Genomic DNA, 23,145 nt, shown 5'->3' on the forward strand with positions numbered 1-23,145 from the left:
TATTATCGTTATATAACCTGAATTCTGGATAAGGCTGAACTAATTGCCCACCTAACGATCAGATCTTTCGACCAAGAATTATTTGAACGTATTTTAAAAGGTGGGCAAGATGAATAAATTAGTTGATATATTTTGTGATGTCGATGATTTTTGTTATCAATTCTTATCTCAATGGGAAAAATACCTTGTTGAGGCTAGTGAGAGAAAAAGAAAACGTCAGTCAGTAATGTCTACTAGTGAATGTATGACTATTGTCATCGCTTTTCATCAATCAAATCATAGAGATTTCAAGAACTTCTATATCGGGTTAGTTCATCAATATTGGAAAGGATACTTTCCAAATTTACTTAGCTACACTCGATTTGTGAGCAAAATGCCTAGCCTAATCGCCCCAATGTGTGCCTATTTTCAATCTATCAAAGGTAAGCCGACTGGCATTGCTTTTGTTGACTCCACGAGTCTTAAAGTATGCCATAACATTCGAATTCCTCGCCATAAAGTCTTTGATGGTGTTGCGAAAAGAGGAAAAGGTACCATGGGATGGTTTTTCGGCTTCAAACTTCATTTATTGATTAACCATCTTGGAGAAATTATTTCGCTGAAAATCACAGCTGGCAATGTAAATGATAGGACTCCTGTACCTGATTTATGCAAAGAACTCTCGGGGAAATTGTACGCTGATAAAGGGTACATAGGTAAAAAGTTGAGTGAGAGCTTAAAGAACTCTGATGTCGATTTAGTGACTACCTCGCGAAAAAACATGAAAGCAAAAGAGATAAGTGCTTTTGATAAGGCTATGTTATCAAAGAGATACATTATCGAAACGATAAATGACCAATTGAAGAATATCTCTCAAATTGAACATAGCCGTCATCGTAGCGTGACTGGTTTCATGCTAAATGTAATTTCAGGCGTTGTGGCTTATTGTTTAAAAAAACAAAAGCCACGAATTAAGCTATCAGAATGTGAATTTGAACTAATCCTCGCTTAAAGCATGTTTTATCCAGAATTCAGGTTATATAGTCATCTACATGACTGATAAAATAAAACCACTTCCTGATACCATTGACGAGCTGAAAGCACTTGTGCTTCAGCTTGAAAATAAATATAACCGTCTTCTAGAGCAATTTCGGCTGGCTCAACATCAGCGCTTTGGTAAAAGCAGTGAATCTGACTCGACTCAATTTGATTTATTCAATGAAACAGAAGAAGAAATCATCATTGAAAATGATGACACACAAACGATTACCTACACTCGTCAAAAGCCAAAACGCCAACGCTTACCTGAAGACTTACCGCGTACTGTTATTATCCACGACATAAAAGATAAAACTTGTAAGTGTTGCGGTCTAGAGATGCATGCGATGGGTAAAGACATCAGTGAAAAGTTGGAATTTGTACCAGCTAAAGTGGAAGTTATTCAACATGTTCGTCCTAAATATGCTTGCCGAAATTGTGAAAAAAACAATACTTCAGTAGACATTAAACAAGCCCCAATGCCAGCGTCACCAATCCCTAAAGGGATTGCGACCGCAAGTTTACTTGCTCAAATTATTACGGCTAAATTTCAATACAGTCTTCCACTTTATCGTCAAGAAACGTTATTTCAGCAATGGGGTATCATTATTGGACGGCGAACGATGGCGGATTGGTTAATAAAATGCTCGGTACTATTTACCCCTCTTAATAACGAGTTACATCGTATTTTGCTTGAACAACCCACTCTGCATTGTGATGAAACAACGGTAAATGTGTTGGATGTTGAAAAAGCAAAATGTTATATGTGGGTCTACTGCTCTGGCTATGATTCTCCAGGCTCTGGTGTTTTGCCTGGAATTGTACTTTATGATTATCAATCTAGCAGGCATGGCAACCATCCAGTTAACTTTTTAAAAGGTTATAACGGGTATTTACATACCGATGGTTACCAAGGTTATGAACAAACTGAAGCGATTTTAGTTGGCTGTTGGGCACACGCACGTCGACGATTTATTGAGGCTCAACGTGTTCAAGTAAAAGGGAAAACAGGGAGTGCAGATTGGGTATTGAGTAAAATCCAAAAGCTATACCGGATCGAATCGTTATTAAAAGAGGCTTCCCCTGAAGCCAAGTATGTTGCTAGGCAGACAGAAGCCCGCGATTTACTTAAAGAGCTCCGTGATTGGCTTGATAGCGCAGTTAGTCGAGTATCACCTAAAACAAAATTAGGTGAGGCGATTAGCTATACATTAAATCAATGGGATAAATTAGTTCGTTATATTGATGATGGATTGTTATCTATTGATAACAATCGAGCAGAGCGAGCGGTTAAACCGTTTGTTATCGGCCGGAAAAACTGGTTATTTTCGGGTTCAACGGCTGGTGCAGATTCAAGTGCAATGCTTTACAGCATTGTAGAAACAGCAAAGGCAAACGGATTAATCCCTTACGATTATATTAGGTATTGTCTAGATCGTTTATGTGTTGGATCGCCAGATATCGATTCACTTTTACCTTGGAATGTAAAAGACAAGGTGTAGTTCCCCGCACGCTTACGTTATAAATACTAAGCAACCGGCATTGAAATGAATCAATTTTAGATAATCATGCCATGGGCTACTTTTAGGGACTAAGCCTTTCATTTCTATTGCTACGTAAGTAATGGTAATAAGAAGAAGGCTAAGCCAGTGGAATATAATCTGTTGTCGAGAATAGCGAGTCATAAGAAACCTTAGCGACAGAGTAAAAAAAACACCATAAAGTATTCAATATGAACCTAGAATGAATACGATGGTTATTACTCTTTTATGTGCGTTTAATGGTTAAATGTTGATGAAGTAAAGTCATGAACCCAACGTTGAGTTCATGCGCTAAATTGAAATACACAAAATTCTTTTCTATCAGCGAGATAATTATTTTCGACTTCATCAAGTAAATAATCATGTGCTTTCTGGTTACTGCCATACACTAAACATAAGGTAGAAAAATCGACATTGTTAAAACAGTAAAACAGAGAAATGAAAACGAATGCTTTACCATGATCAATCCATCAATTGCGCTATTAGATAAATAAAGAACCGTACACATAATGGTGCTTAGTGACTGTGTTAACTTGTGATTAATTGGAGGCGGAGACGTTCATGACTGAGTCTAAAATTTCCATGCTTTGTTCAAAATAAGGGTTATAAGTTAAGCGCGCAAAAATCTTACCTTCTTCTCTTATTCCGTAAGATGAAAACCACACATCAGCACCTTCTTCACAGGCCAGTTCTTGCTCTTCTGTCTGCCCATTACTGCAAATTCGTACAACTCCTTTTTTGCCATATTCAGGATTATTGGGTGAAAATAATAGCCCCATATGAGATCCATCGATTATTTTCAGATCTGGACGGTTCATGCTAAATGTAGTGGCATTAGTTGCAGGGAATACATTCTCACCTTGCCACACTAAGTGATTTTTAGCATTAGTGAATTGGGTTTCAAATACGGTAGTGGAAAATTTTGTATCAATGACTCTGTCGCCTTCACTGGTTATCATAAAGACAGGTTTGGTGTAGTTTTTATCCTTAAGATCCTGTTGGACAATTTTCGCCGTATCATAATAAACCGCCGCACCGTGCATAGGGAGTGAGTTATAACGGATAGGGTTAGTTTCAGGATCTTGATCTGCCCATGTCAAAAAATAGCTTGCGATTTTTGCAAATTTTACGGTCGATGATCCCGGTTTAAATGCCGGAGAAAATAAAAGTAACCCTGCAATATCATCGTCTTTCAGTGCTTCTGAGGTCACTAGATTTGCACCAGTAGAATAACCACCAAGCCACACTTCATCTGTTTGAGCTTTAAGTAATTGGGTATGGTGATGAACGACATTTTGCCAGTCTTCTAAACTCGGTAGCATGAGATCCGCCACTTTACTTCCATGCCCTGGAAGTAATATTGAGCGGACTAAATAGCCTTTATCTGCTAGGTGCTGAGCAACATCAATAAATGAAAAAGGAGAGTCACCTAAGCCATGAACTAAAAGCACGCCTTTTCCGTTAGGTTTATTTGGCTTTATTTCAAAAGGTAAATTCACCATTAACTCTTTTTCAATATTATCACTTTTAAACACACGGTGATCTGCTAACCATAATTTGGTTTCATCGATGTATTGTTGAAAACTGGTTTGTGAATAGTTAGGTAGCGACTCTGATGCGAGATAATTGGCATCAGTGGTGGATTGGCTGCACGCGCCTAATATTGTCAGAGAACCAATGAACGCAAAGCGAGAAAATAACGATGAAATCACGTGAATGACCTGTTGAACGATAATAAGATGAGATTAGCATAATATAGAGAGAATGAATAAAGTGTGAACAGCTATAAACATGATAAAGGCACAATAATAAATGCTTGATGTGAATTACCTTATTTTTGTGCCACAGTTGACATATTTTCCATAGCGGTTGGAGTAGAGCCCAGAGATATCCCTCCAAATCCTGCACAGCCAAAATAATAAAGATAGGCCCTGCTAAATCCACTAACGTCCATAATTGCGCCTAATATAATACAGATGTGGATAGCGAGCATGGCGTCTAGAAAATCATAAGACGTAATGCGAGTTTGTTTGGAGGCTTGCTGAGTACCGATATCTACTTTCTCACTTTCAATGGCTTTTAAGTGGGGTTGTTGCAAAAAATCTGAGTGGGTAAATAAGTTCTACAGTTGACTAGTTATTACTGCTTTTATTTTACTACCTTTGGGTCTTTTCTCATTGTATAACCTTGTTATACGTTGATTGGTCATGCTGAAATTTAGAATTCAACCTGTTGGATTTTACGGTAGAAAGAGAAGGCATATAAGAATAGATTAGATAATGTAACCAGGAACAACCGATTAAGACTACTATTTGTTTTTTAGACAGGCGATCTCTCATACGTAGTGGTTTTTTGGCTCAGTTTATACTGAGCCATTTTTTTTATTTATTAAATAAAAATGAAATATTCGAGAGTTTAAATGCTTTCTTTGAAGCAATTATTAGATCGGGAAAAAGTAGTAATTCTATTTATGAAAAAGAAATTACTGCACAATTACCATGAGATGAAGCCGATACAGACTCCGTAACAAATATGTCACTGAGATTTGCGTAACTCATTGGTGTTGAACCATGCCAACGTAAACACTAAAGTATAATTTCTTGTGTAAAGTGTTTCTATTTAAATTCAGAATTGCTCATTAGCTACGAAATGATATGAAAGATTGTGGGATCTTGACGTTAAATTGAATTTTCACAACAGATCCATAAAATAGTCACTTAATATTGTAGTGACTATTTACATTAATATATTGATTTTAGACGGTAATTAATGAGTTAAATATGCCGTTAAGAAACGAGTAATATCAACCATATCAGAGACTTTAATAAACTCTTCCGTAGTATGAACTTTAGACATACCCGTAGAAAGGTTTACTGTTGTTAAGCCTTTTTCATTAAATACGTTCGCATCAGAGCCGCCACCAGTAGATTTAGTGAACGGGCTAATGTTAATGCTCTCAAACGCTTCTTTAATGCTTGCAACGTGTGAATTGTCGTCTGAAATTTTGTAAGCGTTATAAGCACGCGTTGAGATCATCTCGATTTGAGCGCCGTGTTTATCTGCTGCTGCTTTGAACGTTGATTCCATGTGCTCAACTTGTTTTGCCAGCTTCACATCATCCAGAGAGCGCGCTTCGCCTTCAATGTACAGTTCTGGCATAACGATGTTTGTCGCTTGACCACCACGAACCACACCAATGTTGGCTGTTGTTTCTTCGTCAATACGTGCAAGTGTCATATTCATGATTGCATCAGCGGCAACCGTTAGGGCATTAATGCCTTCTTCTGGCGCTAAACCTGCGTGTGCTGGACGGCCTGTGATGGTTACTTTAAGGTTTTGTTGACCAGGAGCAGAAGTAATAATAGTGCCAATAGGGCCGCCTGAATCTAGCACAATCGCGTGGTTAGATTGAATGTAGCTCATATCGTAGTTTTTAGAGCCGTGTAAGCCGCCTTCTTCATAGACAGTAAACGCTAACTCAATCGTTTTGTGTGCGTGGTTATTTTCTTTAATAACACGTACCGCTTCCATTACCGCTGAGATACCTGATTTATCATCACCACCAAGAACGGTGTTGCCTTTAGAGCGGATAACGCCATCTTCAATAATCGGTTCAATACCATTACCTGGAGTTACCGTATCCATGTGAGAGCTAAATACAATGCTGCCCTCTAACTCGCCTTCTAATCTTGCGTAAATATTAAAGCCGTTTGATACGTGCTCAGGCACGGGTAATTTAGTAACGGTAAAGCCTAGTTCACCTAGTTGTTCTGCAAGTGCTTTTGCAATCGCTTTTTCATTTTTTGATTCACTGTCGATTTGAACAATATCTAGAAAGTGATTAATTAAACGCTCTTGGTTCACTTGAGTCATGATTTTTCTTCTATATTGAAAGGAAATATAAAACCACTCTACCCAAAGGAAGTGTGAAAAAAGATGCACTGAATCAATAAAAAGCCCGACAGCATTACCATATGTATGAGCTATATCTTAATAACGAAAAGCTATAACACAGAATTAATATTTAACAATAAATTGCAACTTTCTCGATTCACATCACTCTGATAACTATATTAATAAGAAACCATAAAGAGGTTGTTATGAAGTACCGATTAAAAATTACAACGATAGCACTACTGTTTATTCCATTTTTTGCTGTCATGACCAGTTTTTTTTCAACCGCTGAAGATATGTCTACGCTGAAGAAAGGAAACTACGAAGTTGCAACATTGGCGGGAGGCTGTTTTTGGTGTACGGAATCTGATTTAGAAAAGTTAGATGGGGTGGTGGATGTGGTATCCGGTTATTCAGGAGGCTCACTTGAAAACCCTACCTACAAACAAGTGTCATCAGGAAAGTCTGGACATATTGAAGTAATTCAAGTGACGTTTGATCCTAAGATCGTTAGCTATGAGCAGGTGCTTGATCAGCTATTTAGGCATATGGATCCAACGGATAGCAAAGGCTCATTCGTTGATAGAGGTCCACAATATCGTCCCGCTATTTTCTTCCATAATGAAGATCAGCAAGTGATTGCTCAAGAGTTCATGAATGCGATTGATGCGGCGGGAATTTACCCAAAACCATTAGCAACAGAGCTAATTGAGTTTGAGAAATTTTGGCCAGCAGAAGATTATCATCAAGATTATTACAAAAATAATCCAGTACGTTATAAGTATTACCGTTACAACTCAGGACGTGATCAGTACTTAGATGCGGTGTTTGGTGAAGATAGAAATGAGAATCCAAAGACATTACGCCAATACATTGATGAGAAAACAATGGCGCAAAACGTAAAGCCATACAATAAGCCATCAGACTCTGAGATTAAAAAGATGCTGACGGACCAACAATATTACGTAACGCAAGAGGAAGGAACCGAGCGCCCGTTCAATAATAAATATTGGGATAATAAAGCCGAAGGTATTTATGTTGATATCGTCAGTGGTGAGCCGTTATTTTCATCAACCGATAAATACAAATCAGGCACGGGATGGCCAAGTTTTACTAAGCCAATCAATAAAGCATATATTGCTGAAGAAGATGATTTTGCATTATTCAGTAAACGTACCGAGATCCGCAGTAAGTTTGCAGACTCACATTTAGGGCATGTTTTTAGTGATGGACCGAAACCAACGGGGTTACGTTACTGCATGAACTCAGCTGCAATGCGTTTTGTAGCAAAATCAGATTTAGAGAAAGAAGGCTATGAAGAATATTTGTATCTGTTTAATCAATCGTCGTAATTAGATATGTGTTAACTTTATAATGATAAAAATAAAGCCCTTATGATGAATGTCATGAGGGCTTTTTTATTAACGAATAACGTTAATGCCTTTTTCTTCGAGATCATTAACCACACTTTCAGCTAAGTTATTATCAGTAATCACCCCATGAATGCATTCGATATCTAATGCATGAAAAGTGGCTACTTGACCGTATTTCGTTGAATCAGAAATTAAATAAGTGATTTGTGATGATTTTGCGATGGCTTGCTTAACGTCAACCTTTCCTTCATAGGGGGTTGATAATCCTTTTAGGCTCCACGATGAGGTAGAAATAAAAGCAATATCAATATTCATAGTGAGCAGAAACTCCACAACCTTTCTGCCTATTGCTGATTGGTTATTTCGATCAATCTTTCCACCAGTATGATAAATCTCACATTCACTGTGGTTAATGAGATAGGCAGCAATAGCGAAATCGTTCGTAATAATAAGTAAATCATCGCGCGCGGATATTTTATGAGCAAGCTCTAAAGAGGTGGTACCTGCATCTAGGTATACCGTTGAATTTGGTGGAATTAAATCAGCGGCAATAGTACCAATTACTGCTTTCTCATTGGTTTGCTGTTCTATTTTACTGTCATGCGATAGCTCGCTATGAATGGTTCTTGTTAACTGAACCCCACCGGATACTGAAATCACTTTTCCTAACGATTCAAGTTTGACAATGTCACGACGTATAGTCATGTGTGATACATCGAGGTGTTCAATCAACTCAACAATACTGATGACTTCTTGGTGTGATAACAACGATAAAATGGTTCTCTGACGTTCTGCTGGGATCATGATTATGCCGCTATATTATTGTTTTTACTTATCCTAACAACATTTATCTACGTTGTGAATATCTGTGAATAAATGTTTTATTTATAGATAAATATGAATTTTTGACAGATATAGTGAGAATGCACCTCCCTATAAAGAGTTATATTACCAATGAATGTTAACTATTGTTAATTGTGTGACTTGCAACGAAGTTGAATTGCTTTAATTACCATATAATCACAAACATAAACACAAATTAACATATTGATTCATTGTATCCACTACTGACAAATTTATTAGAGGGCGTTATGGAAAATCAAAAAGCTCAATCGGTTGGCGTTATTGGTCTAGGTTCTATGGGCATGGGAGCTGCAAACTCTTGTATTCGTGCTGGGCTTGATGTGTATGGCATTGACTTAAATACACACGCTTTGGAGGTTCTTAAAAATAAGGGGGCGAAAGCGGTTTCAACTAATGTCCTTGAATTTGCGGATAAATTGGATGCAGTGTTAATTCTTGTTGTTAATGCAAATCAAGTAAACGCGGTGTTATTTGATTCTGGCTTTGCTGCGGCGTTAAAACCAAATACGGCGATTATGGTATCTGCGACGATTGCTGCGGATGATGCGAAACAAATCGAAGCAAAATTAAAAGAATACCAACTCACTATGCTTGATGCGCCAGTCTCTGGTGGTGCAATTAAAGCGGAAGCGGGAGAAATGACGATCATGGCTTCTGGTTCTAAAGAAGCGTTTGATAAGTTAGAGCCTGTATTAGAAGCAACAGCTTCGAAAGTCTATAACATCGGTGAAGAGATTGGGTTAGGTGCAACGGTTAAAATTATTCACCAATTACTTGCTGGTGTGCATATTGCTGCAGGTGCTGAAGCGATGGCGTTAGCGGCTCGAGCGAATATCCCTCTGGATTTAATGTACGACGTCGTAACGAATGCCGCGGGCAATTCGTGGATGTTTGAAAACCGTATGAAGCATGTGGTTGATGGTGATTATTCACCAAAATCAATGGTTGATATTTTTGTTAAAGATTTGAATTTAGTGTCTGATACAGCGAAAGATCTTCAGTTTCCATTACCGTTGTCAAGTACTGCTCTGAACATGTTTGTTAGTGCGAGTAATGAAGGCTTTGGTAAAGAAGACGACAGTGCTGTGATTAAAATATTTAAAGGTATCGACTTACCGGGTGTGGAGAAGTAATTATGTTATTAGGAGTTATTGCTGACGATTTTACTGGTGCAACGGACATCGCGGGTTTTCTTGTAGAAAATGGCATGAGTACGATTCAATTAAACGGCATTCCAACAGGCGATATTGATGCAATGGCAGACGCGGTTGTGATCAGTCTTAAATCTCGTTCTTGTTCTGTCGAACAAGCTATTTCAGAATCTGTATCTGCGTTGAAATGGCTTCAATCTCAAGGTTGCCAACAGTTTTATTTTAAATATTGCTCAACGTTTGATAGCACAAATAAAGGAAATATAGGGCCAGTAACGGATGTATTGTTAGCTGAACTAGGCGATGACTTTACTTTGAAGGTAAGGAATTTGAATGTTGCTGAGTTAGCATTGGCCCGTCTAAAAAAGCCAATTTCACCATCGCTGTTTTTTTAAAAGGTATCGAAAATATAATTATCGGGGATTTTATAACTGTTTTAGCCCTATTTCATGAGTTTTAGATACACTTATCCTACAAACCTTATTATGCTGCCCTCAATTCTGACTGAACTATCGCATGGGTGACTAAATCATTGACCGAATTTCCGACTCGGAAATTCGTAAACACCAGACGACTTTCACATAAAATACATTCGTACGGATCTACTTTTACATATCCTTTTAACATTGCGGCATACCCTGGCATTTTCGGCTCAGCTTCTATTGTCATACCTAAAGCTGCATAAACTCTAGGCAGAGCTTCTCCACGACGACGCATTGATAAAAAACCGTAGTATCGGATCATCTTGAAATGTTTATCAGGATAGTGCTCTACTATCCGTCTTATCATCTCTTCTGGTGATAATGTTAGGCTGTCTGTTGTTCCTGTTCGATGGTCTAAATAATTAAACGTTATCATTCCGCCTTTGGCGTAATGACTTAAACGTGACGCTGAAATTGGGGGCCGTTTTAAATACCGACCAAGATAGTTCATCGTCGGTTTTACATTATTTGTCTTTTTAGCAAAATGAAGCTTCCAACGACGATTATATTGACTGCTTAAAAAGCGTGACCAATCCGTTTTATTACGGATATAGGGGCATTCTTCGCTTGATAAATCAAGCTCATAATAAGCCTTACCCAATAAACTGACGATAGCCGCTCTCCAACAAGGCTCTGTCGTTTTCATTTGGAAGTAAATGGGTTTCCATAAACCGGTACGTTCACAAATTCCCCCACGAGTGACCGATAAATGTAAGTGCGTATTCCAATTCAGTTTTCGACCGTAAGTATGAAGAGCACAAAAGATACCGACATCTATTCCTTTATCTTTTGCCCATCCCAGCAGAATGTTTGCAGCACATTTGAATAATTTATTTAACAAACGGTTATGACGAAAGATAGGCCATAGCGTGTTTGGAAGGGTAAAGGTGATGTGTTGATATTCGCATTCAGGGAAGACATGTTGTTGCTTTTGTATCCATCGCTCTGTGGCTTTCATGCCACAGCTACTGCACGCTCGAGATTTACAGGTTTGGTGAATATATTTGATATGGGTACAGTCAGGGTTGCAACAATGATATTCGCGAGAGCCAAAAGCCGCTGTCCCACAGGACAGCATCTTTGTGACATTTTCAATCACGACCGCTCTTAGGTTAGCTTTGTTATTATGAAGAAATTTAAGCCAGTTATTTTGACTATTAAATAATTGTTTCAGGGGTTTATATGCGTGCATGGCGATAGGATAAACGATTTATTGGCAACAATGGAAGAGGTTGAGTCCTTTTGATTTGCGCCGTAGGCGCCTATTGTTCAAGGTAAGGAATTTGAATGTTGCTGAGTTAGCATTGGCCCGTCTAAAAAAGCCAATTTCACCATCGCTGTTTTTTTAAAAGGTATCGAAAATATAATTATCGGGGATTTTATAACTGTTTTAGCCCTATTTCATGAGTTTTAGATACACTTATCCTACAAACCTTATTATGCTGCCCTCAATTCTGACTGAACTATCGCATGGGTGACTAAATCATTGACCGAATTTCCGACTCGGAAATTCGTAAACACCAGACGACTTTCACATAAAATACATTCGTACGGATCTACTTTTACATATCCTTTTAACATTGCGGCATACCCTGGCATTTTCGGCTCAGCTTCTATTGTCATACCTAAAGCTGCATAAACTCTAGGCAGAGCTTCTCCACGACGACGCATTGATAAAAAACCGTAGTATCGGATCATCTTGAAATGTTTATCAGGATAGTGCTCTACTATCCGTCTTATCATCTCTTCTGGTGATAATGTTAGGCTGTCTGTTGTTCCTGTTCGATGGTCTAAATAATTAAACGTTATCATTCCGCCTTTGGCGTAATGACTTAAACGTGACGCTGAAATCGGGGGCCGTTTTAAATACCGACCAAGATAGTTCATCGTCGGTTTTACATTATTTGTCTTTTTAGCAAAATGAAGCTTCCAACGACGATTATATTGACTGCTTAAAAAGCGTGACCAATCCGTTTTATTACGGATATAGGGGCATTCTTCGCTTGATAAATCAAGCTCATAATAAGCCTTACCCAATAAACTGACGATAGCCGCTCTCCAACAAGGCTCTGTCGTTTTCATTTGGAAGTAAATGGGTTTCCATAAACCGGTACGTTCACAAATTCCCCCACGAGTGACCGATAAATGTAAGTGCGTATTCCAATTCAGTTTTCGACCGTAAGTATGAAGAGCACAAAAGATACCGACATCTATTCCTTTATCTTTTGCCCATCCCAGCAGAATGTTTGCAGCACATTTGAATAATTTATTTAACAGCCAACGGTTATGACGAAAGATAGGCCATAGCGTGTTTGGAAGGGTAAAGGTGATGTGTTGATATTCGCATTCAGGGAAGACATGTTGTTGCTTTTGTATCCATCGCTCTGTGGCTTTCATGCCACAGCTACTGCACGCTCGAGATTTACAGGTTTGGTGAATATATTTGATATGGGTACAGTCAGGGTTGCAACAATGATATTCGCGAGAGCCAAAAGCCGCTGTCCCACAGGACAGCATCTTTGTGACATTTTCAATCACGACCGCTCTTAGGTTAGCTTTGTTATTATGAAGAAATTTAAGCCAGTTATTTTGACTATTAAATAATTGTTTCAGGGGTTTATATGCGTGCATGGCGATAGGATAAACGATTTATTGGCAACAATGGAAGAGGTTGAGTCCTTTTGATTTGCGCCGTAGGCGCCTATTGTTCCAGGTTTTTGCCACGCTTTGATTAAACGGTTTGTGTCTTGGTGATGCGTAAAGTTTGCACCGCCCGCCCACCAGATCATTTTCAATTCAGGGTAGGTAAGTGTATGGCCGTTGTGCTGATATTCTGTGCCTGGTTTTTCTAAACATTCAACAATACGAGCAACAGGGAAAGCAGTAACAGAACCTTGAACGGCCCAATCGTTACCACCGGCAGAGCTCCCACCTAACGATGGGGACATCGCAGGTAATACACCCGCATCACGCGTTGGGTTACCGCCATTTGAGTAATGGTATGAATAACCAAAGCCACCGCCCGGTAGACCAACTTGACCCAACATTGAAGCTAGAACTGTTAGCATCCAGTGACGTTGCTCACCGTGTTGTTGACGTTGCATACCCCAACCAGCCATTAGCATGGTGCGGTTTTCTTTGAAGATCTTAGCCAGTAGTTCCATTTGTTTTGCCGGAACACCACAGATCGCTTCTGCCCATTGTGGGGTTTTCTCAATGCCGTCTTCTTTACCCATTAAGTACGCTTCAAATTGATCAAAACCAACCGTGTATTTAGCAAGGAATTCAGTATCGTGTTGTTCTGTTTTGATTAACTGGTAAGCAATACCCATCATCATCGCGACATCAGATTGCGGGTTAGGGGCAATCCATTGTGCTTTATCGCCAAAGAACTCAGCCGTTTCTGAACGCATTGGGTCAATAATAATGACTGTTTTTCCTGATTTTTTCAGTTGATGGAAGAACTCAAGTCCTTGCCCATCACTTGAAGACCACGCAATTTTTAATGTATTTAATGGGTTTAAACCCCATAGAACAACCACATCACTGCTTTCTAAAATAACAGGGTAAGTCGTTTGTTGTTCATACACTTCAATAGAACCAACCACGTGCGGCATAATTACTTGAGCAGCACCTGTTGAGTAATCACCTAAGTGTCCTGCATAACCACCAGACATGCTCATGTAGCGTTGAAGTAAAGTCTGAGCTTTATGTAATACACCACTTGAGCGCCAACCATAAGAACCTGCGAAGATCGATTCTGGGCCATACGCGTTACGAATTCGTGTATGTTGCTCATGGATCAGTTGATACGCTTGTTCCCACGATACTTGAACAAATTCGTCACTGCCGCGAACCCCTTGAGGGTTACTTGGGTTTTCTAGATACCCTTTACGAACCATTGGGTATTTTACACGTGCTTTAGTATGAACCTGAGAAGGTCCTGTTTGTTGCAAGCTGTTTGGTACGGTTTGAGCTAACCCACTTTTTGTCGCGATAAGCTGACCATCTTTGACTTCACAAAGTAATGGTCCCATACGGCTTGAGGTTAGAATTAATGAATCTGTACGGCCAAGCGTAGAGGCATTCACAGATAACGGAGCGATAGACGTGATCGCTAATGCACCCGCTGATGCACCTGCGCCTTTTAAAAAGCCGCGACGAGAAATAGTAGTCATAGTCACTCCCTTATTGATGAGTTGCCACGTCTTTCGCGTGGTTTTGGAAGAATTTAGTCAAGATCTCAAGGTTAAGCTCTGAGATATCGGTGCGAGCGCCCATGCTTTTAGCGACAGGTCCCCAAGAATTCACAGTGAAGTGATTTGGTGGGATTTTGGCGTGACAGGTTGCACAATAGACGTTGTCTAGCTCTTCTGCGTAATCCCATAATGGTTGGTTTGAAGCTAAAACAGGTGCATCGATTGTGCCAGTTAGCTCAGCGGTGCGCCATTCGTTACCATAAGCATCTGTGTTCGCTTCACCTAATGTCAGTGCTTTGATGCCTGTATCAGTAAAGAGTAGCGATAATTGCACGTTGGCCTTCTCCCATGTAGATAACCGATTCTGCGCCTTTCATTTGGTAACCAGAAATAGTCACTGTACGTTTGCCTTCATCGTTACTAACCGTTGCTAGTTCAACCGTTGGGTTAATTGTCGCAAGATCGGCCATTTTAATGCTTTTAATCGGGTAAACTTTTTCTGCATCCGCTTTGGTGTTTTTCGCCATGTCAAAAAGGTGGTCAAAAGCAGACGTATCTAATGTGGCTTGTGGTGCAAAGTGAGCAACGCCTTTATGACAATCAGTACAGGTTTGATTGTTTTCTCTTCCGTATGCGTGCATTTTTTGTGCACTAGCAGATTGGTCGTAAGTTTCCATTGCATCAAAGCTGTGACAAGAACGACAAGTAGCAGAATCGTTTTCGCGCATTTGTTCCCAGACGGTTTCTGCCATCGCTAAACGATGTTCTTCATATTTCTCGTCAGTGTCTATTTTTCCAGTAACAAACTCGTGATAAATGTCTTTAGACGCACGAATTTTTGTAATTAGGTAATCAATAGGTTCTTCTGGAATATGGCAATCGGCACATTCTGCACGGATGCCTTTTTGGTTACTGAAATGAACTGAACCTTGGTATTCATGCAACGGTTTTTCCATTGTATGACATGAAACACAGAATTCAGTGGTTGATGTCGCATGAAGCACGGCTTGCGTCCCCCCCAAAGTTATCCACCCGATGGCAATACCAACGGCAGCGATTAAAGCGATATAACGTTTTTTCATAATATGATCCTTGATATAGCCATATTCTTTGTATGGTCAATCGCAAATCCTACCACTTTTGTATTATTTTTCTATGAAATAAGTGGTATTTATGTCAATAAATTTAATTTTACCCTCTAAATTGACATTTCTGTTAATAAGGTTTCATCTTAAGACGTTTTTTGATGTTAGTTTCTTCTTTATTTGTTGTTGGGTTACTTTTTTTGTTGCACCCTATTTTTTTGATTTACAAAACTTTACGAATGCAAAGAATGTAAATTTAATACAAATAAAAACGATTATCATTTATATTCCATCTCAGAATTTAATCACCCGTTTTATTAATGAAAGATTTGGAGATAATGGAATATGTTTTCTAAAAGTCAGTTGGCTCTTGTTATTGGCGCCGTTTTATCTATCCCTTTTGCTTACGCTGAAACAGATGCATCAACTACTGATGAGCACATGGTCGTTACTGGTCGTGATTACGGTTATAAAGCAGACACAAACTCAACGTCAATGCGTATGGAAGCAACGCAACTAGAAACTCCTGGGCAAGTAACGGTTATTGATGAGCAAATCATTGATGAGCAACGTGCGAGTACACTAGGTGAAGTGCTGAAGAATGATTCAAGTATTTCTGAAGGCTCTAAATCAACGAACCGTGAGCGTTTTTACTTGCGTGGTTTTAAATTAAGCAGCAGTTCAAGTTTCTTACGTGATGGTGTTCAACACTGGTCTCATTATCGTCAACCAATTGAGTTATTAGAACGTGTAGAAGTAATGAAAGGCCCTGCAGGTTTACTTTACGGTAAGTCCACGCCTGGTGGCTTAGTGAACATGATTTCTAAAAAACCGACTTATGAAACACAAGTAACCATCAGTCAAGATATCGGTTCAAATAATTATACTCGTTCAATTGCTGACGTAAGTGGTTCATTGAATGAGGACCAAACATTACGTGCTCGCGTGATTTTATCTCAAGAAAATCAAGATTCTTGGCGTACACGTTTTGATGGCACTGCTGTTGAAACTGATCGTACTGTTGGTGGTCTTTTTGTTGATTATGATATTAACGAAGACATCATGCTTTCTGCTCATTACGATAGAACAAATGAAATCGGTGATTTGGATAATGGTTCAAAGGTTGATACAACAACCGGTGAAGTCATTGACCCAAATACGGTTAAAGACCAAAACTGGGCGAAGACAGACAATGATGTGGCTAATTACGGTGTAGGCTTAACTGCAAACTTGACGGATTCATGGTCTGTTAAAACGGGTATTAGCCGTCAGTATTATGAGCGTCAGCGTACTGAATCGGATATTAATAAAGATGGTAGTAGCTACAAATCATCAGATCGTCATGATGAATGGACATTTGATACTGCTTATGTTGATTTCATGGGTGATGTTGATGCCTTAGGCGTTAACCACCGTTTATTAGTGGGTGGTAATGGCCTGAATTATGATTATAAGCGTCAATACGATAGCTCTAAATCATGCATAACAAGCACTGATACGTGCAGTGACGGTTTTAATCGCCCTAGTGATTTAAATTCAAGTAATGATACGGTTGGGCCCCACTCTAAGAGCCAACATTACGGTATTTACCTTCAAGATTTAGTGACATTTAATGACTCTTGGCAGTTACTTGCTGGCGCACGTTTTGCTGTAGATAAAACAGAAGACAGCAAAGGAAAAAAAGAAGATTACACTAACATTCTTTCTAAGCTTGGTGTTATTTATCATCCTGCTGAAAATGGTTCTATTTATGCCGTATATTCTGAAAGTTTTGAACCAGTAGCAACGATAAATGATGCTGATGATGTGAATGATGGTCAAAAACAAGATCCAATGAAAGGAAACTTATACGAGTTAGGATCTAAGTGGGAACTATTAGATAACAGCTTGTATGTGTCTGGTGCTTTATTCCAAATTGTACAGTCAAACATGCAAGTGTCTGAAGATATTAACGGTGGTTCAAATACACGTACTTCACAGGTCGGTGAGCAAGTTCATACTGGTATTGAATTAGCGGCGACGGGTTACCTGACAGAAGCGTTCTCATTAAGCGCATCAACGACATTTCTTGATGCTAAATATGAAAATGATCCAGCGTTAGAAGGTAAAACACCTGCGGATGTACCTGAATTTAGCGCAAGTATTTGGTCTCAGTACGATTTCAATAACGGCACAGGTATTAACCTTGGTGTTTATCACGTAGGCGAGCGTTATGGTGATTCTAAAAACGAATTCAAAAAAGACGCTTATACACGAGTAGATATGGGTATCTCACATACCTTAAAGTACGACGACAGTTTAGATTTTGTCGCTCGATTTAATGTAGAAAACCTATTAGATACTGATTATTTAGCTGGTGGTAGTGCAAGTGATGTGGTTGTTGGTGAAGGCCGAAACTACATGGCGACACTGCAAGTTAAATACTAAGTTAGCGTAGCAAATATAAGGGAGAATTCGGTCTCCCTTTAATGCGTTTATTTGAATGTGAATTTTATCCTTTAAACATGATAATTAAGAAATCGACAATATGAATATTTTAAAAACCAGCATTGGTATCGCCCTAGCTACCATGATCACAACCGCTCAAGCCTCTACGCTTGATCAAGCATTATCTATCGAAAATAAATCGAATGCAGCCTCTGCTGTGAGCCAAACAAAAATAGATAAGAGTGCTGAAGTGACATTAACGTATAAAGCTGAAATTGAGCAGCTACAAGAAGAAGTCAAAAATCTTGCCGTTTATCGTGATCATTTGACTGGTTTAGTCGATAGCCAACAACAAGAAATGACGAACTTAAATAATCAAATCGAGACTATTAAAGACACCAGACAAGGCGTAGTGCCATTGATGTATAAGATGCTGTCAGGTCTTACGGTATTAGTTGAACAAGATAAACCAATCAAGATTGCAGAACGTCAGCAACGCATCGAAAAACTTGATCACATGATGACAAGAGCGGATGTGAGCGATGCAGAAAAATACCGCCGTATTCTGGAAGCGTATCAAATCGAAATGGATTACGGCTCAAAACTGGGGTCATACCAAACTCAAATTATGGTTGGAAATGACGAAGTGATCGATGCGGATATGCTGCATTTAGGTCGTGTTTCTTTGCTTGCTCGTCGTTTGGATTCTTCACAATACTGGAGCTGGAATACCTACCGTAATCAGTGGACATTATTGGATTCATCATTTAATGACGACTTAGCAAAAGCGTATTCTGTCGCTTACAAACAAGTGGCACCGAGCTTATTGACTCTACCCGTTTCTTTATCACTGAAAGAGGTGAAATAATATGTCAATCAAACCACTTATTTTAGCGATGTCTTTATTCGGTTTTTCCCTAAACACGTTAGCGGCAAGTAGTGAATTAGTTCAAGAAACAAAGCAAGCAAGCCATGTTCAAAAACAACACAATGCCGAACGTGAAGCTGACTTTATGCTGACAGAGAAAGAATTTAAAGCACAAAAGAACGCCTTGATTGCTGAGCGTAAAAAACTGCAAAAAGAGAGCGATGAACTGAGTTCTTTATTCAGTAGTAATGAGCAATCACTTGCCACGATAGAGCAGCAACTACATTTAGAAACAGGCAGTTTAGGTGAGCTGTTTGGTGTGGTAAGACAAACGGCAAAAGATCTTAATTCTGAATTAAAAAACTCAGTGACTGGTTCAATTGATGCTAATAATGCACAAGTGATTAATGACATTGTAGAGGCTAAATCATTGCCATCAATGACTCAGTTAACAGGGTTATGGCAAACCATGGTTCAACAAGTGCAAGCGAGTTCAGAATCGGCGTTAATGCCGGTGACGGTAATCAATGGGGCAGGGCACCGCTCTGAAATCAATGCTTACCGTTTAGGCAATATGGCGCTTGTTGGTGATGAAGGCTTCCTACGTTGGGATAATAAAAAGAGCGTAGCAACGTATTATTCACAACAGCCAGACCTTGCGCCATCAGTCGCTACATTATCTGATATGCAACAGCAGCAAGTAATGATGATGGCAGTGGATCCATCGCGTGGCATCATGCTAGAGCAACTTGCAAATTCGCCAACGCTAAAAGATCGCCTTCAAGCGGGTGGTGTGGTTGGACAAATCATTATCGCTCTATTGGCAATTGGCCTGCTTATTTCGTTATTTAATGGTGCGAGATTGTTGGTTATTCGTCAGCAGATCCGCACTCAATTAAAAGATCCTGCACACATCGGTAATAATCCTCTTGGTCGTGTTTTATCAGTTTATGATGCAGAAAAAACTCGTTCGGTAGAGGCATTAGAACTTCGCTTATTAGAAACAATTGTTGATGAGCAGCAAGGCTTAGAAAAAGGCCTATCAATGCTTAAGCTTCTCGCTGCATTAGCACCTATGTTAGGTCTGTTAGGTACGGTTACTGGCATGATCGAAACGTTCCAAGTGATCACGCAATTTGGTAATGGCGATCCTAAAGTGATGGCGGGTGGTATTTCTATGGCATTGGTAACAACCGTATTGGGCTTAGTTGCAGCGATGCCCCTGTTATTAACTCACAATATTTTAAGCTCTCAAGCAGAAAGCATTCGCACTATCCTTGAAAAGCAAGGCTTGAGTTTGGTGGCAGAGCAAGCAGAAAAAGAAACCAATAATACACCAGTAGGAATGGCAGCGTAATGACGGCTTTTCTCTCTCATTTTATGGCACAAGGCGGCCCCATTTTATGGTGGTTGGGCGCAGTTGTTGCGGTATGTTGGTTATTGGTGGTTGAGCGTGTGTTTTTCTTATTATTCACTTTTCCTGCACAACGAAAAGTATGGTTAGATAAATGGCAACAGCGAGACGATCATGATTCGTGGTATGCGAAAACGATCCGTGATGGTTGGGTAAGCGAAGCTCATCTTCAATTAAATCAATATCTGAATTTTATCAAAGTTCTTGTGGCAATTTGCCCAATGCTCGGTTTGCTAGGCACAGTAACAGGCATGATCTCTGTGTTTGATGTAATGGCAAATCAAGGCAGCAGTCAACCTAAATTGATGGCGTCTGGTATTTCATTAGCCACATTGCCTACGATGGCTGGAATGGTAGCAGCATTAGCAGGAATGTTTGTTCATGCTCGTTTAGCCAAAGTCTGCCGCCGTAAAGAACATCATTTAGAAAAAGCATTAAGGAGTCAGTCATGAGACTTGGCCGTCGTTCTTCAAATCAAGAAGAAGCACAGATCGATTTAACATCAATGCTCGATATCGTATTTATCATGCTGATATTTTTTATTGTGACTAGCTCATTTGTGCGTGAATCAGGGGTAGAAGTGAATCGCCCTCAAGCAAGCAATGTATCGAGTCAAAAAGACGCGGGTATCTTTGTTGCTATTACGGCTTCAAACGATATTTTCATTGATAAACGCATGGTGGACGCCGAGCGAGTTCAAGCCATATTAGAGCATTTATTATTAGAACAACCTGATGCGTCGCTCGTCATTCAAGCTGATGAACATGCGTATAACGGCACGGTTGTGAAAGTGATGGATGCGGCAAAAGGGGCTGGTGTTAAAGGCATCGCATTGGCTGCGGAGAAAAACTAATGTGGCGATTATTGTTGGCAGTGCCTATTGCGCTTTCTATGACGGTAGGGCTATTCACGTTTATGGCATGGATGGTAGACAACGGTCATAACGGCAAACCAGAAAGTGGTGAGACGATTCGCTTTGACATGGTGATGGTAGAGCAAGAACAAGATGTTCAGCGCCGTCAACGTCGAGTGCCTGAAAAACCAGAAACACCAGAGCCGCCACCAGAGGCAAAACCAATGGCGTCTCAAACACAAACGTCGATGGCAACGCCGCAAAGTAATATGCCGCTAATCGGTCTTGATTCAAGTATTTCAGGCTTAGCGATAAATGCACCGAGTTTCACCGATTTTACAGGTAACCAACAAGCGATGCCGTTGTATCGTGTTGAGCCTCGTTATCCTTCAAAAGCGATGAAAAGAGGTGCTGAGGGGTTTGTTGTTATGTCATTTACCATTGATGAGCAAGGTCGCCCAACCAATGTAAAAGTGACGGATGCAAAACCACGCCGAATGTTTGAAAGAGAAGCGTTAAAAGCGCTGGAAAAATGGAAATATCAGCCAAAAGTGGTCGATGGGAAAGCCATTGCTCAAGTTGGACAAACGGTGAAATTGGAGTTTACGTTAGCAAAATGATGAAATTAAAATTACATTCTTCTGTTCTTATTCTTAGCTTCGCTTTATTTTTTTCTGGGGCAGTGCAAGCTCAGCAACTTAGTCAATACAATGCGGGTAAAGTGCAGCGAGCGTTGCAATTACAACAGCAAGAAAAAATGCCCGAGGCAATTGCTGTTTTGGCCGAATTAACCCCTTCTCAGGATTATGATAAAGCCTATATTCAACGTATGTTGGGTGTGTTTCATTGGCAGGCCGGGAGTAGTAAGTCGGCCGTTAAATATCTCACTAAAGCGGTAAATAGCCAGCAATTAGCCGATGAGCAAGCATGGATAACGCAACGTATGCTTGCCGATTTATTATTAACAGAGCAGCGCTTTAGTGATGCGTTACCGCATTATTATCAACTAGCGAACTCAGTGCCTGAAAAACAAAAAATAGGCGATTTATGGTTCCGTATTTCTCAAACCCATTACCAGTTGGCGCAATGGGGAAAGGTACTTTCTGCATTAAATAAGCATGAACGTGTTGCGATATATAAGAAACAAAGTGAAAGAAGCCAATCGCTAGTGCTGAAGTTAGGGGCACAACTACAATTAAAACAATGGAAATCGGCGATCCCTACCTTGAACCGTTTAATTGTACTTGAACCAAATAAAGCGACATGGTGGCAGCAGTTAACGAGTATTCAGCTTCGTTTGAATCAACCTAAAAATGCGTTAGATACTCTTATTCTTGCAGAGCGACAAGGAATTGAATTGAGTCAATCAGAGTTGAAATTGTTGGCTCAACTTTATGCTCAGCGCGGTATCCCAGAGAAAGCCGCAGAAGTATTAAGTCAGTTAGATGAAGCGCAAAGTGATATTGATTTACTGACAATGCAGGCAAGTTATTGGCAAGCAGCAAAAGAGTGGGATAAAGCCACTGTCACTTGGTCAAAGGCTGCAACGCTAGATTCACGTTATTATTGGCAAGTGGCCCAATTGCAGATCCAAGAGGGTCATCATCAACAAGGCTTGAAGACTTTAGATAAGGTTAAAGATTACAAAAAGACAGATGATATTGCATTAGCTAAAGTGAGAGCCTATTACAAGCTAAACCAAATAGATTCAGCCTTACTTTATGCGAAAAGAGCCAATGATTTTACGCCATCAAATGAAGCGAAAGGGTGGATAAAGTATTTGTCTCAATTGAGAAAAACAGCCAATACTTCAGCGTAAACTCCATTTAAGGTAAGGAATTTGAATGTTGCTGAGTTAGCATTGGCCCGTCTAAAAAAGCCAATTTCACCATCGCTGTTTTTTTAAAAGGTATCGAAAATATAATTATCGGGGATTTTATAACTGTTTTAGCCCTATTTCATGAGTTTTAGATACAC

Annotated in this window: 18 protein-coding genes and 5 pseudogenes; 12 read left to right on the forward strand and 11 right to left on the reverse strand. The window is 39.7% G+C overall.

Annotated features, from left to right (window positions below; translation table 11 throughout):
* Positions 1 to 109 precede the first annotated feature (109 nt).
* Both VSAL_RS16620 and VSAL_RS16625 read left to right on the forward strand, forming a co-directional pair.
* Positions 110 to 991, forward strand: a complete 882-nt coding sequence (locus tag VSAL_RS16620; RefSeq protein WP_012548944.1) for an IS982-like element ISVsa6 family transposase — start codon at positions 110 to 112, stop codon at positions 989 to 991.
* Between the two features lie 40 nt (positions 992 to 1,031).
* A complete protein-coding gene (locus VSAL_RS16625) occupies positions 1,032 to 2,519 on the forward strand; it encodes an IS66-like element ISVsa2 family transposase (RefSeq protein ID WP_012551496.1) in 1,488 nt (495 codons plus the stop codon).
* Between the two features lie 12 nt (positions 2,520 to 2,531).
* On the opposite strand, the gene VSAL_RS23425 is transcribed toward VSAL_RS16625, so the two are convergent.
* The 6 genes and pseudogenes from VSAL_RS23425 to VSAL_RS16640 all read right to left on the reverse strand — a co-directional run bounded on the left by VSAL_RS23425 (position 2,532) and on the right by VSAL_RS16640 (position 6,431).
* The gene (locus VSAL_RS23425; RefSeq protein WP_231850956.1) at positions 2,532 to 2,702 is read right to left on the reverse strand and encodes a hypothetical protein; all 171 of its coding nucleotides are present in this window, start codon (positions 2,700 to 2,702) and stop codon (positions 2,532 to 2,534) included.
* 140 nt (positions 2,703 to 2,842) lie between these two features.
* Positions 2,843 to 2,965, reverse strand: a pseudogene (locus tag VSAL_RS24315) (DUF4344 domain-containing metallopeptidase); the annotation flags it as partial.
* A 132-nt stretch (positions 2,966 to 3,097) separates the two neighbouring features.
* Positions 3,098 to 4,270: an alpha/beta hydrolase gene (locus tag VSAL_RS16630; RefSeq protein WP_012551516.1), complete on the reverse strand. Its 1,173-nt coding sequence runs from the start codon at positions 4,268 to 4,270 to the stop codon at positions 3,098 to 3,100.
* Positions 4,271 to 4,392: 122 nt separating this feature from the next.
* Positions 4,393 to 4,656 (reverse strand): annotated as a pseudogene (locus VSAL_RS16635) (hypothetical protein); the annotation flags it as partial.
* A gap of 406 nt (positions 4,657 to 5,062) precedes the next feature.
* A pseudogene (locus VSAL_RS24280) lies at positions 5,063 to 5,155 on the reverse strand (IS6 family transposase); the annotation flags it as partial.
* 169 nt (positions 5,156 to 5,324) lie between these two features.
* On the reverse strand, positions 5,325 to 6,431 hold the full coding sequence (locus tag VSAL_RS16640; RefSeq protein ID WP_044583528.1) for a M20/M25/M40 family metallo-hydrolase: 1,107 nt from the start codon (positions 6,429 to 6,431) through the stop codon (positions 5,325 to 5,327).
* 227 nt (positions 6,432 to 6,658) lie between these two features.
* Between VSAL_RS16640 and msrB the strand changes: the two genes are divergently transcribed.
* Complete coding sequence (gene msrB, locus VSAL_RS16645) at positions 6,659 to 7,804, forward strand: peptide-methionine (R)-S-oxide reductase MsrB (RefSeq protein WP_012551519.1); 1,146 nt, start codon at positions 6,659 to 6,661, stop codon at positions 7,802 to 7,804.
* Between the two features lie 69 nt (positions 7,805 to 7,873).
* Here the strand turns inward: msrB and VSAL_RS16650 are convergent, their stop codons facing one another.
* Positions 7,874 to 8,629: a DeoR/GlpR family DNA-binding transcription regulator gene (locus VSAL_RS16650; protein ID WP_012551520.1), complete on the reverse strand. Its 756-nt coding sequence runs from the start codon at positions 8,627 to 8,629 to the stop codon at positions 7,874 to 7,876.
* A gap of 287 nt (positions 8,630 to 8,916) precedes the next feature.
* On the opposite strand from VSAL_RS16650, the gene ltnD reads away from it, so the two are divergent.
* Together ltnD and VSAL_RS16660 are read left to right on the forward strand one after the other, a co-directional pair.
* Positions 8,917 to 9,822 carry an L-threonate dehydrogenase gene (ltnD, locus tag VSAL_RS16655; RefSeq protein WP_173362145.1) on the forward strand — a complete coding sequence of 302 codons (906 nt, stop codon included), beginning with the start codon at positions 8,917 to 8,919 and terminating at the stop codon, positions 9,820 to 9,822.
* Between the two features lie 2 nt (positions 9,823 to 9,824).
* Positions 9,825 to 10,157, forward strand: a pseudogene (locus VSAL_RS16660) (four-carbon acid sugar kinase family protein); the annotation flags it as partial.
* Between the two features lie 166 nt (positions 10,158 to 10,323).
* Here VSAL_RS16660 and VSAL_RS16665 read toward each other — a convergent pair.
* The 4 genes and pseudogenes from VSAL_RS16665 to VSAL_RS16680 all read right to left on the reverse strand — a co-directional run bounded on the left by VSAL_RS16665 (position 10,324) and on the right by VSAL_RS16680 (position 15,603).
* On the reverse strand, positions 10,324 to 11,514 hold the full coding sequence (locus VSAL_RS16665) for an IS91-like element ISVsa9 family transposase (protein ID WP_012548923.1): 1,191 nt from the start codon (positions 11,512 to 11,514) through the stop codon (positions 10,324 to 10,326).
* A 245-nt stretch (positions 11,515 to 11,759) separates the two neighbouring features.
* Complete coding sequence (locus VSAL_RS16670) at positions 11,760 to 12,953, reverse strand: IS91-like element ISVsa9 family transposase (RefSeq protein WP_012548955.1); 1,194 nt, start codon at positions 12,951 to 12,953, stop codon at positions 11,760 to 11,762.
* Positions 12,932 to 14,500: a molybdopterin-dependent oxidoreductase gene (locus VSAL_RS16675; protein ID WP_269447626.1), complete on the reverse strand. Its 1,569-nt coding sequence runs from the start codon at positions 14,498 to 14,500 to the stop codon at positions 12,932 to 12,934. The genes VSAL_RS16670 and VSAL_RS16675 overlap by 22 nt, the downstream gene beginning before the upstream one ends.
* A 10-nt stretch (positions 14,501 to 14,510) precedes the next feature.
* A pseudogene (locus VSAL_RS16680) lies at positions 14,511 to 15,603 on the reverse strand (NapC/NirT family cytochrome c).
* 348 nt (positions 15,604 to 15,951) lie between these two features.
* On the opposite strand from VSAL_RS16680, the gene VSAL_RS16685 reads away from it, so the two are divergent.
* The 7 genes from VSAL_RS16685 to VSAL_RS16715 all read left to right on the forward strand — a co-directional run bounded on the left by VSAL_RS16685 (position 15,952) and on the right by VSAL_RS16715 (position 22,987).
* Positions 15,952 to 18,033, forward strand: a complete 2,082-nt coding sequence (locus tag VSAL_RS16685; RefSeq protein WP_012551522.1) for a TonB-dependent siderophore receptor — start codon at positions 15,952 to 15,954, stop codon at positions 18,031 to 18,033.
* 100 nt (positions 18,034 to 18,133) lie between these two features.
* Complete coding sequence (locus VSAL_RS16690) at positions 18,134 to 18,901, forward strand: DUF3450 domain-containing protein (RefSeq protein WP_012551523.1); 768 nt, start codon at positions 18,134 to 18,136, stop codon at positions 18,899 to 18,901.
* Position 18,902: 1 nt separating this feature from the next.
* The gene (locus VSAL_RS16695; RefSeq protein ID WP_012551524.1) at positions 18,903 to 20,258 is read left to right on the forward strand and encodes a MotA/TolQ/ExbB proton channel family protein; all 1,356 of its coding nucleotides are present in this window, start codon (positions 18,903 to 18,905) and stop codon (positions 20,256 to 20,258) included.
* Complete coding sequence (locus VSAL_RS16700; RefSeq protein ID WP_012551525.1) at positions 20,258 to 20,767, forward strand: MotA/TolQ/ExbB proton channel family protein; 510 nt, start codon at positions 20,258 to 20,260, stop codon at positions 20,765 to 20,767. Before VSAL_RS16695 ends, VSAL_RS16700 begins: the two co-directional genes overlap by 1 nt.
* Positions 20,764 to 21,168 (forward strand): ExbD/TolR family protein, encoded by a 405-nt coding sequence (locus tag VSAL_RS16705; RefSeq protein ID WP_012551526.1) that lies wholly within the window; start codon positions 20,764 to 20,766, stop codon positions 21,166 to 21,168. The genes VSAL_RS16700 and VSAL_RS16705 overlap by 4 nt, the downstream gene beginning before the upstream one ends.
* Positions 21,168 to 21,788: an energy transducer TonB gene (locus VSAL_RS16710; RefSeq protein WP_012551527.1), complete on the forward strand. Its 621-nt coding sequence runs from the start codon at positions 21,168 to 21,170 to the stop codon at positions 21,786 to 21,788. Before VSAL_RS16705 ends, VSAL_RS16710 begins: the two co-directional genes overlap by 1 nt.
* On the forward strand, positions 21,785 to 22,987 hold the full coding sequence (locus tag VSAL_RS16715; RefSeq protein WP_012551528.1) for a tetratricopeptide repeat protein: 1,203 nt from the start codon (positions 21,785 to 21,787) through the stop codon (positions 22,985 to 22,987). The genes VSAL_RS16710 and VSAL_RS16715 overlap by 4 nt, the downstream gene beginning before the upstream one ends.
* The last annotated feature ends 158 nt before the right edge of the window (positions 22,988 to 23,145 follow it).

This window comes from Aliivibrio salmonicida LFI1238, from assembly GCF_000196495.1.
In the GTDB taxonomy this organism is placed as follows: domain Bacteria; phylum Pseudomonadota; class Gammaproteobacteria; order Enterobacterales; family Vibrionaceae; genus Aliivibrio; species Aliivibrio salmonicida.

What these genes read in the sequence shown, in the direction of transcription:
- VSAL_RS16620 (WP_012548944.1), top strand. Translation starts at nt 110, where the DNA reads ATGAATAAATTAGTTGATATATTTTGTGATGTCGATGATTTTTGTTAT.
- VSAL_RS16625 (WP_012551496.1), top strand. Translation starts at nt 1,032, where the DNA reads ATGACTGATAAAATAAAACCACTTCCTGATACCATTGACGAGCTGAAA.
- VSAL_RS23425 (WP_231850956.1), bottom strand. Translation starts at nt 2,702, where the DNA reads ATGACTCGCTATTCTCGACAACAGATTATATTCCACTGGCTTAGCCTT.
- VSAL_RS16640 (WP_044583528.1), bottom strand. Translation starts at nt 6,431, where the DNA reads ATGACTCAAGTGAACCAAGAGCGTTTAATTAATCACTTTCTAGATATT.
- msrB (WP_012551519.1), top strand. Translation starts at nt 6,659, where the DNA reads ATGAAGTACCGATTAAAAATTACAACGATAGCACTACTGTTTATTCCA.
- VSAL_RS16650 (WP_012551520.1), bottom strand. Translation starts at nt 8,629, where the DNA reads ATGATCCCAGCAGAACGTCAGAGAACCATTTTATCGTTGTTATCACAC.
- ltnD (WP_173362145.1), top strand. Translation starts at nt 8,917, where the DNA reads ATGGAAAATCAAAAAGCTCAATCGGTTGGCGTTATTGGTCTAGGTTCT.
- VSAL_RS16665 (WP_012548923.1), bottom strand. Translation starts at nt 11,514, where the DNA reads ATGCACGCATATAAACCCCTGAAACAATTATTTAATAGTCAAAATAAC.
- VSAL_RS16670 (WP_012548955.1), bottom strand. Translation starts at nt 12,953, where the DNA reads ATGCACGCATATAAACCCCTGAAACAATTATTTAATAGTCAAAATAAC.
- VSAL_RS16675 (WP_269447626.1), bottom strand. Translation starts at nt 14,500, where the DNA reads ATGACTACTATTTCTCGTCGCGGCTTTTTAAAAGGCGCAGGTGCATCA.
- VSAL_RS16685 (WP_012551522.1), top strand. Translation starts at nt 15,952, where the DNA reads ATGTTTTCTAAAAGTCAGTTGGCTCTTGTTATTGGCGCCGTTTTATCT.
- VSAL_RS16690 (WP_012551523.1), top strand. Translation starts at nt 18,134, where the DNA reads ATGAATATTTTAAAAACCAGCATTGGTATCGCCCTAGCTACCATGATC.
- VSAL_RS16695 (WP_012551524.1), top strand. Translation starts at nt 18,903, where the DNA reads ATGTCAATCAAACCACTTATTTTAGCGATGTCTTTATTCGGTTTTTCC.
- VSAL_RS16700 (WP_012551525.1), top strand. Translation starts at nt 20,258, where the DNA reads ATGACGGCTTTTCTCTCTCATTTTATGGCACAAGGCGGCCCCATTTTA.
- VSAL_RS16705 (WP_012551526.1), top strand. Translation starts at nt 20,764, where the DNA reads ATGAGACTTGGCCGTCGTTCTTCAAATCAAGAAGAAGCACAGATCGAT.
- VSAL_RS16710 (WP_012551527.1), top strand. Translation starts at nt 21,168, where the DNA reads ATGTGGCGATTATTGTTGGCAGTGCCTATTGCGCTTTCTATGACGGTA.
- VSAL_RS16715 (WP_012551528.1), top strand. Translation starts at nt 21,785, where the DNA reads ATGATGAAATTAAAATTACATTCTTCTGTTCTTATTCTTAGCTTCGCT.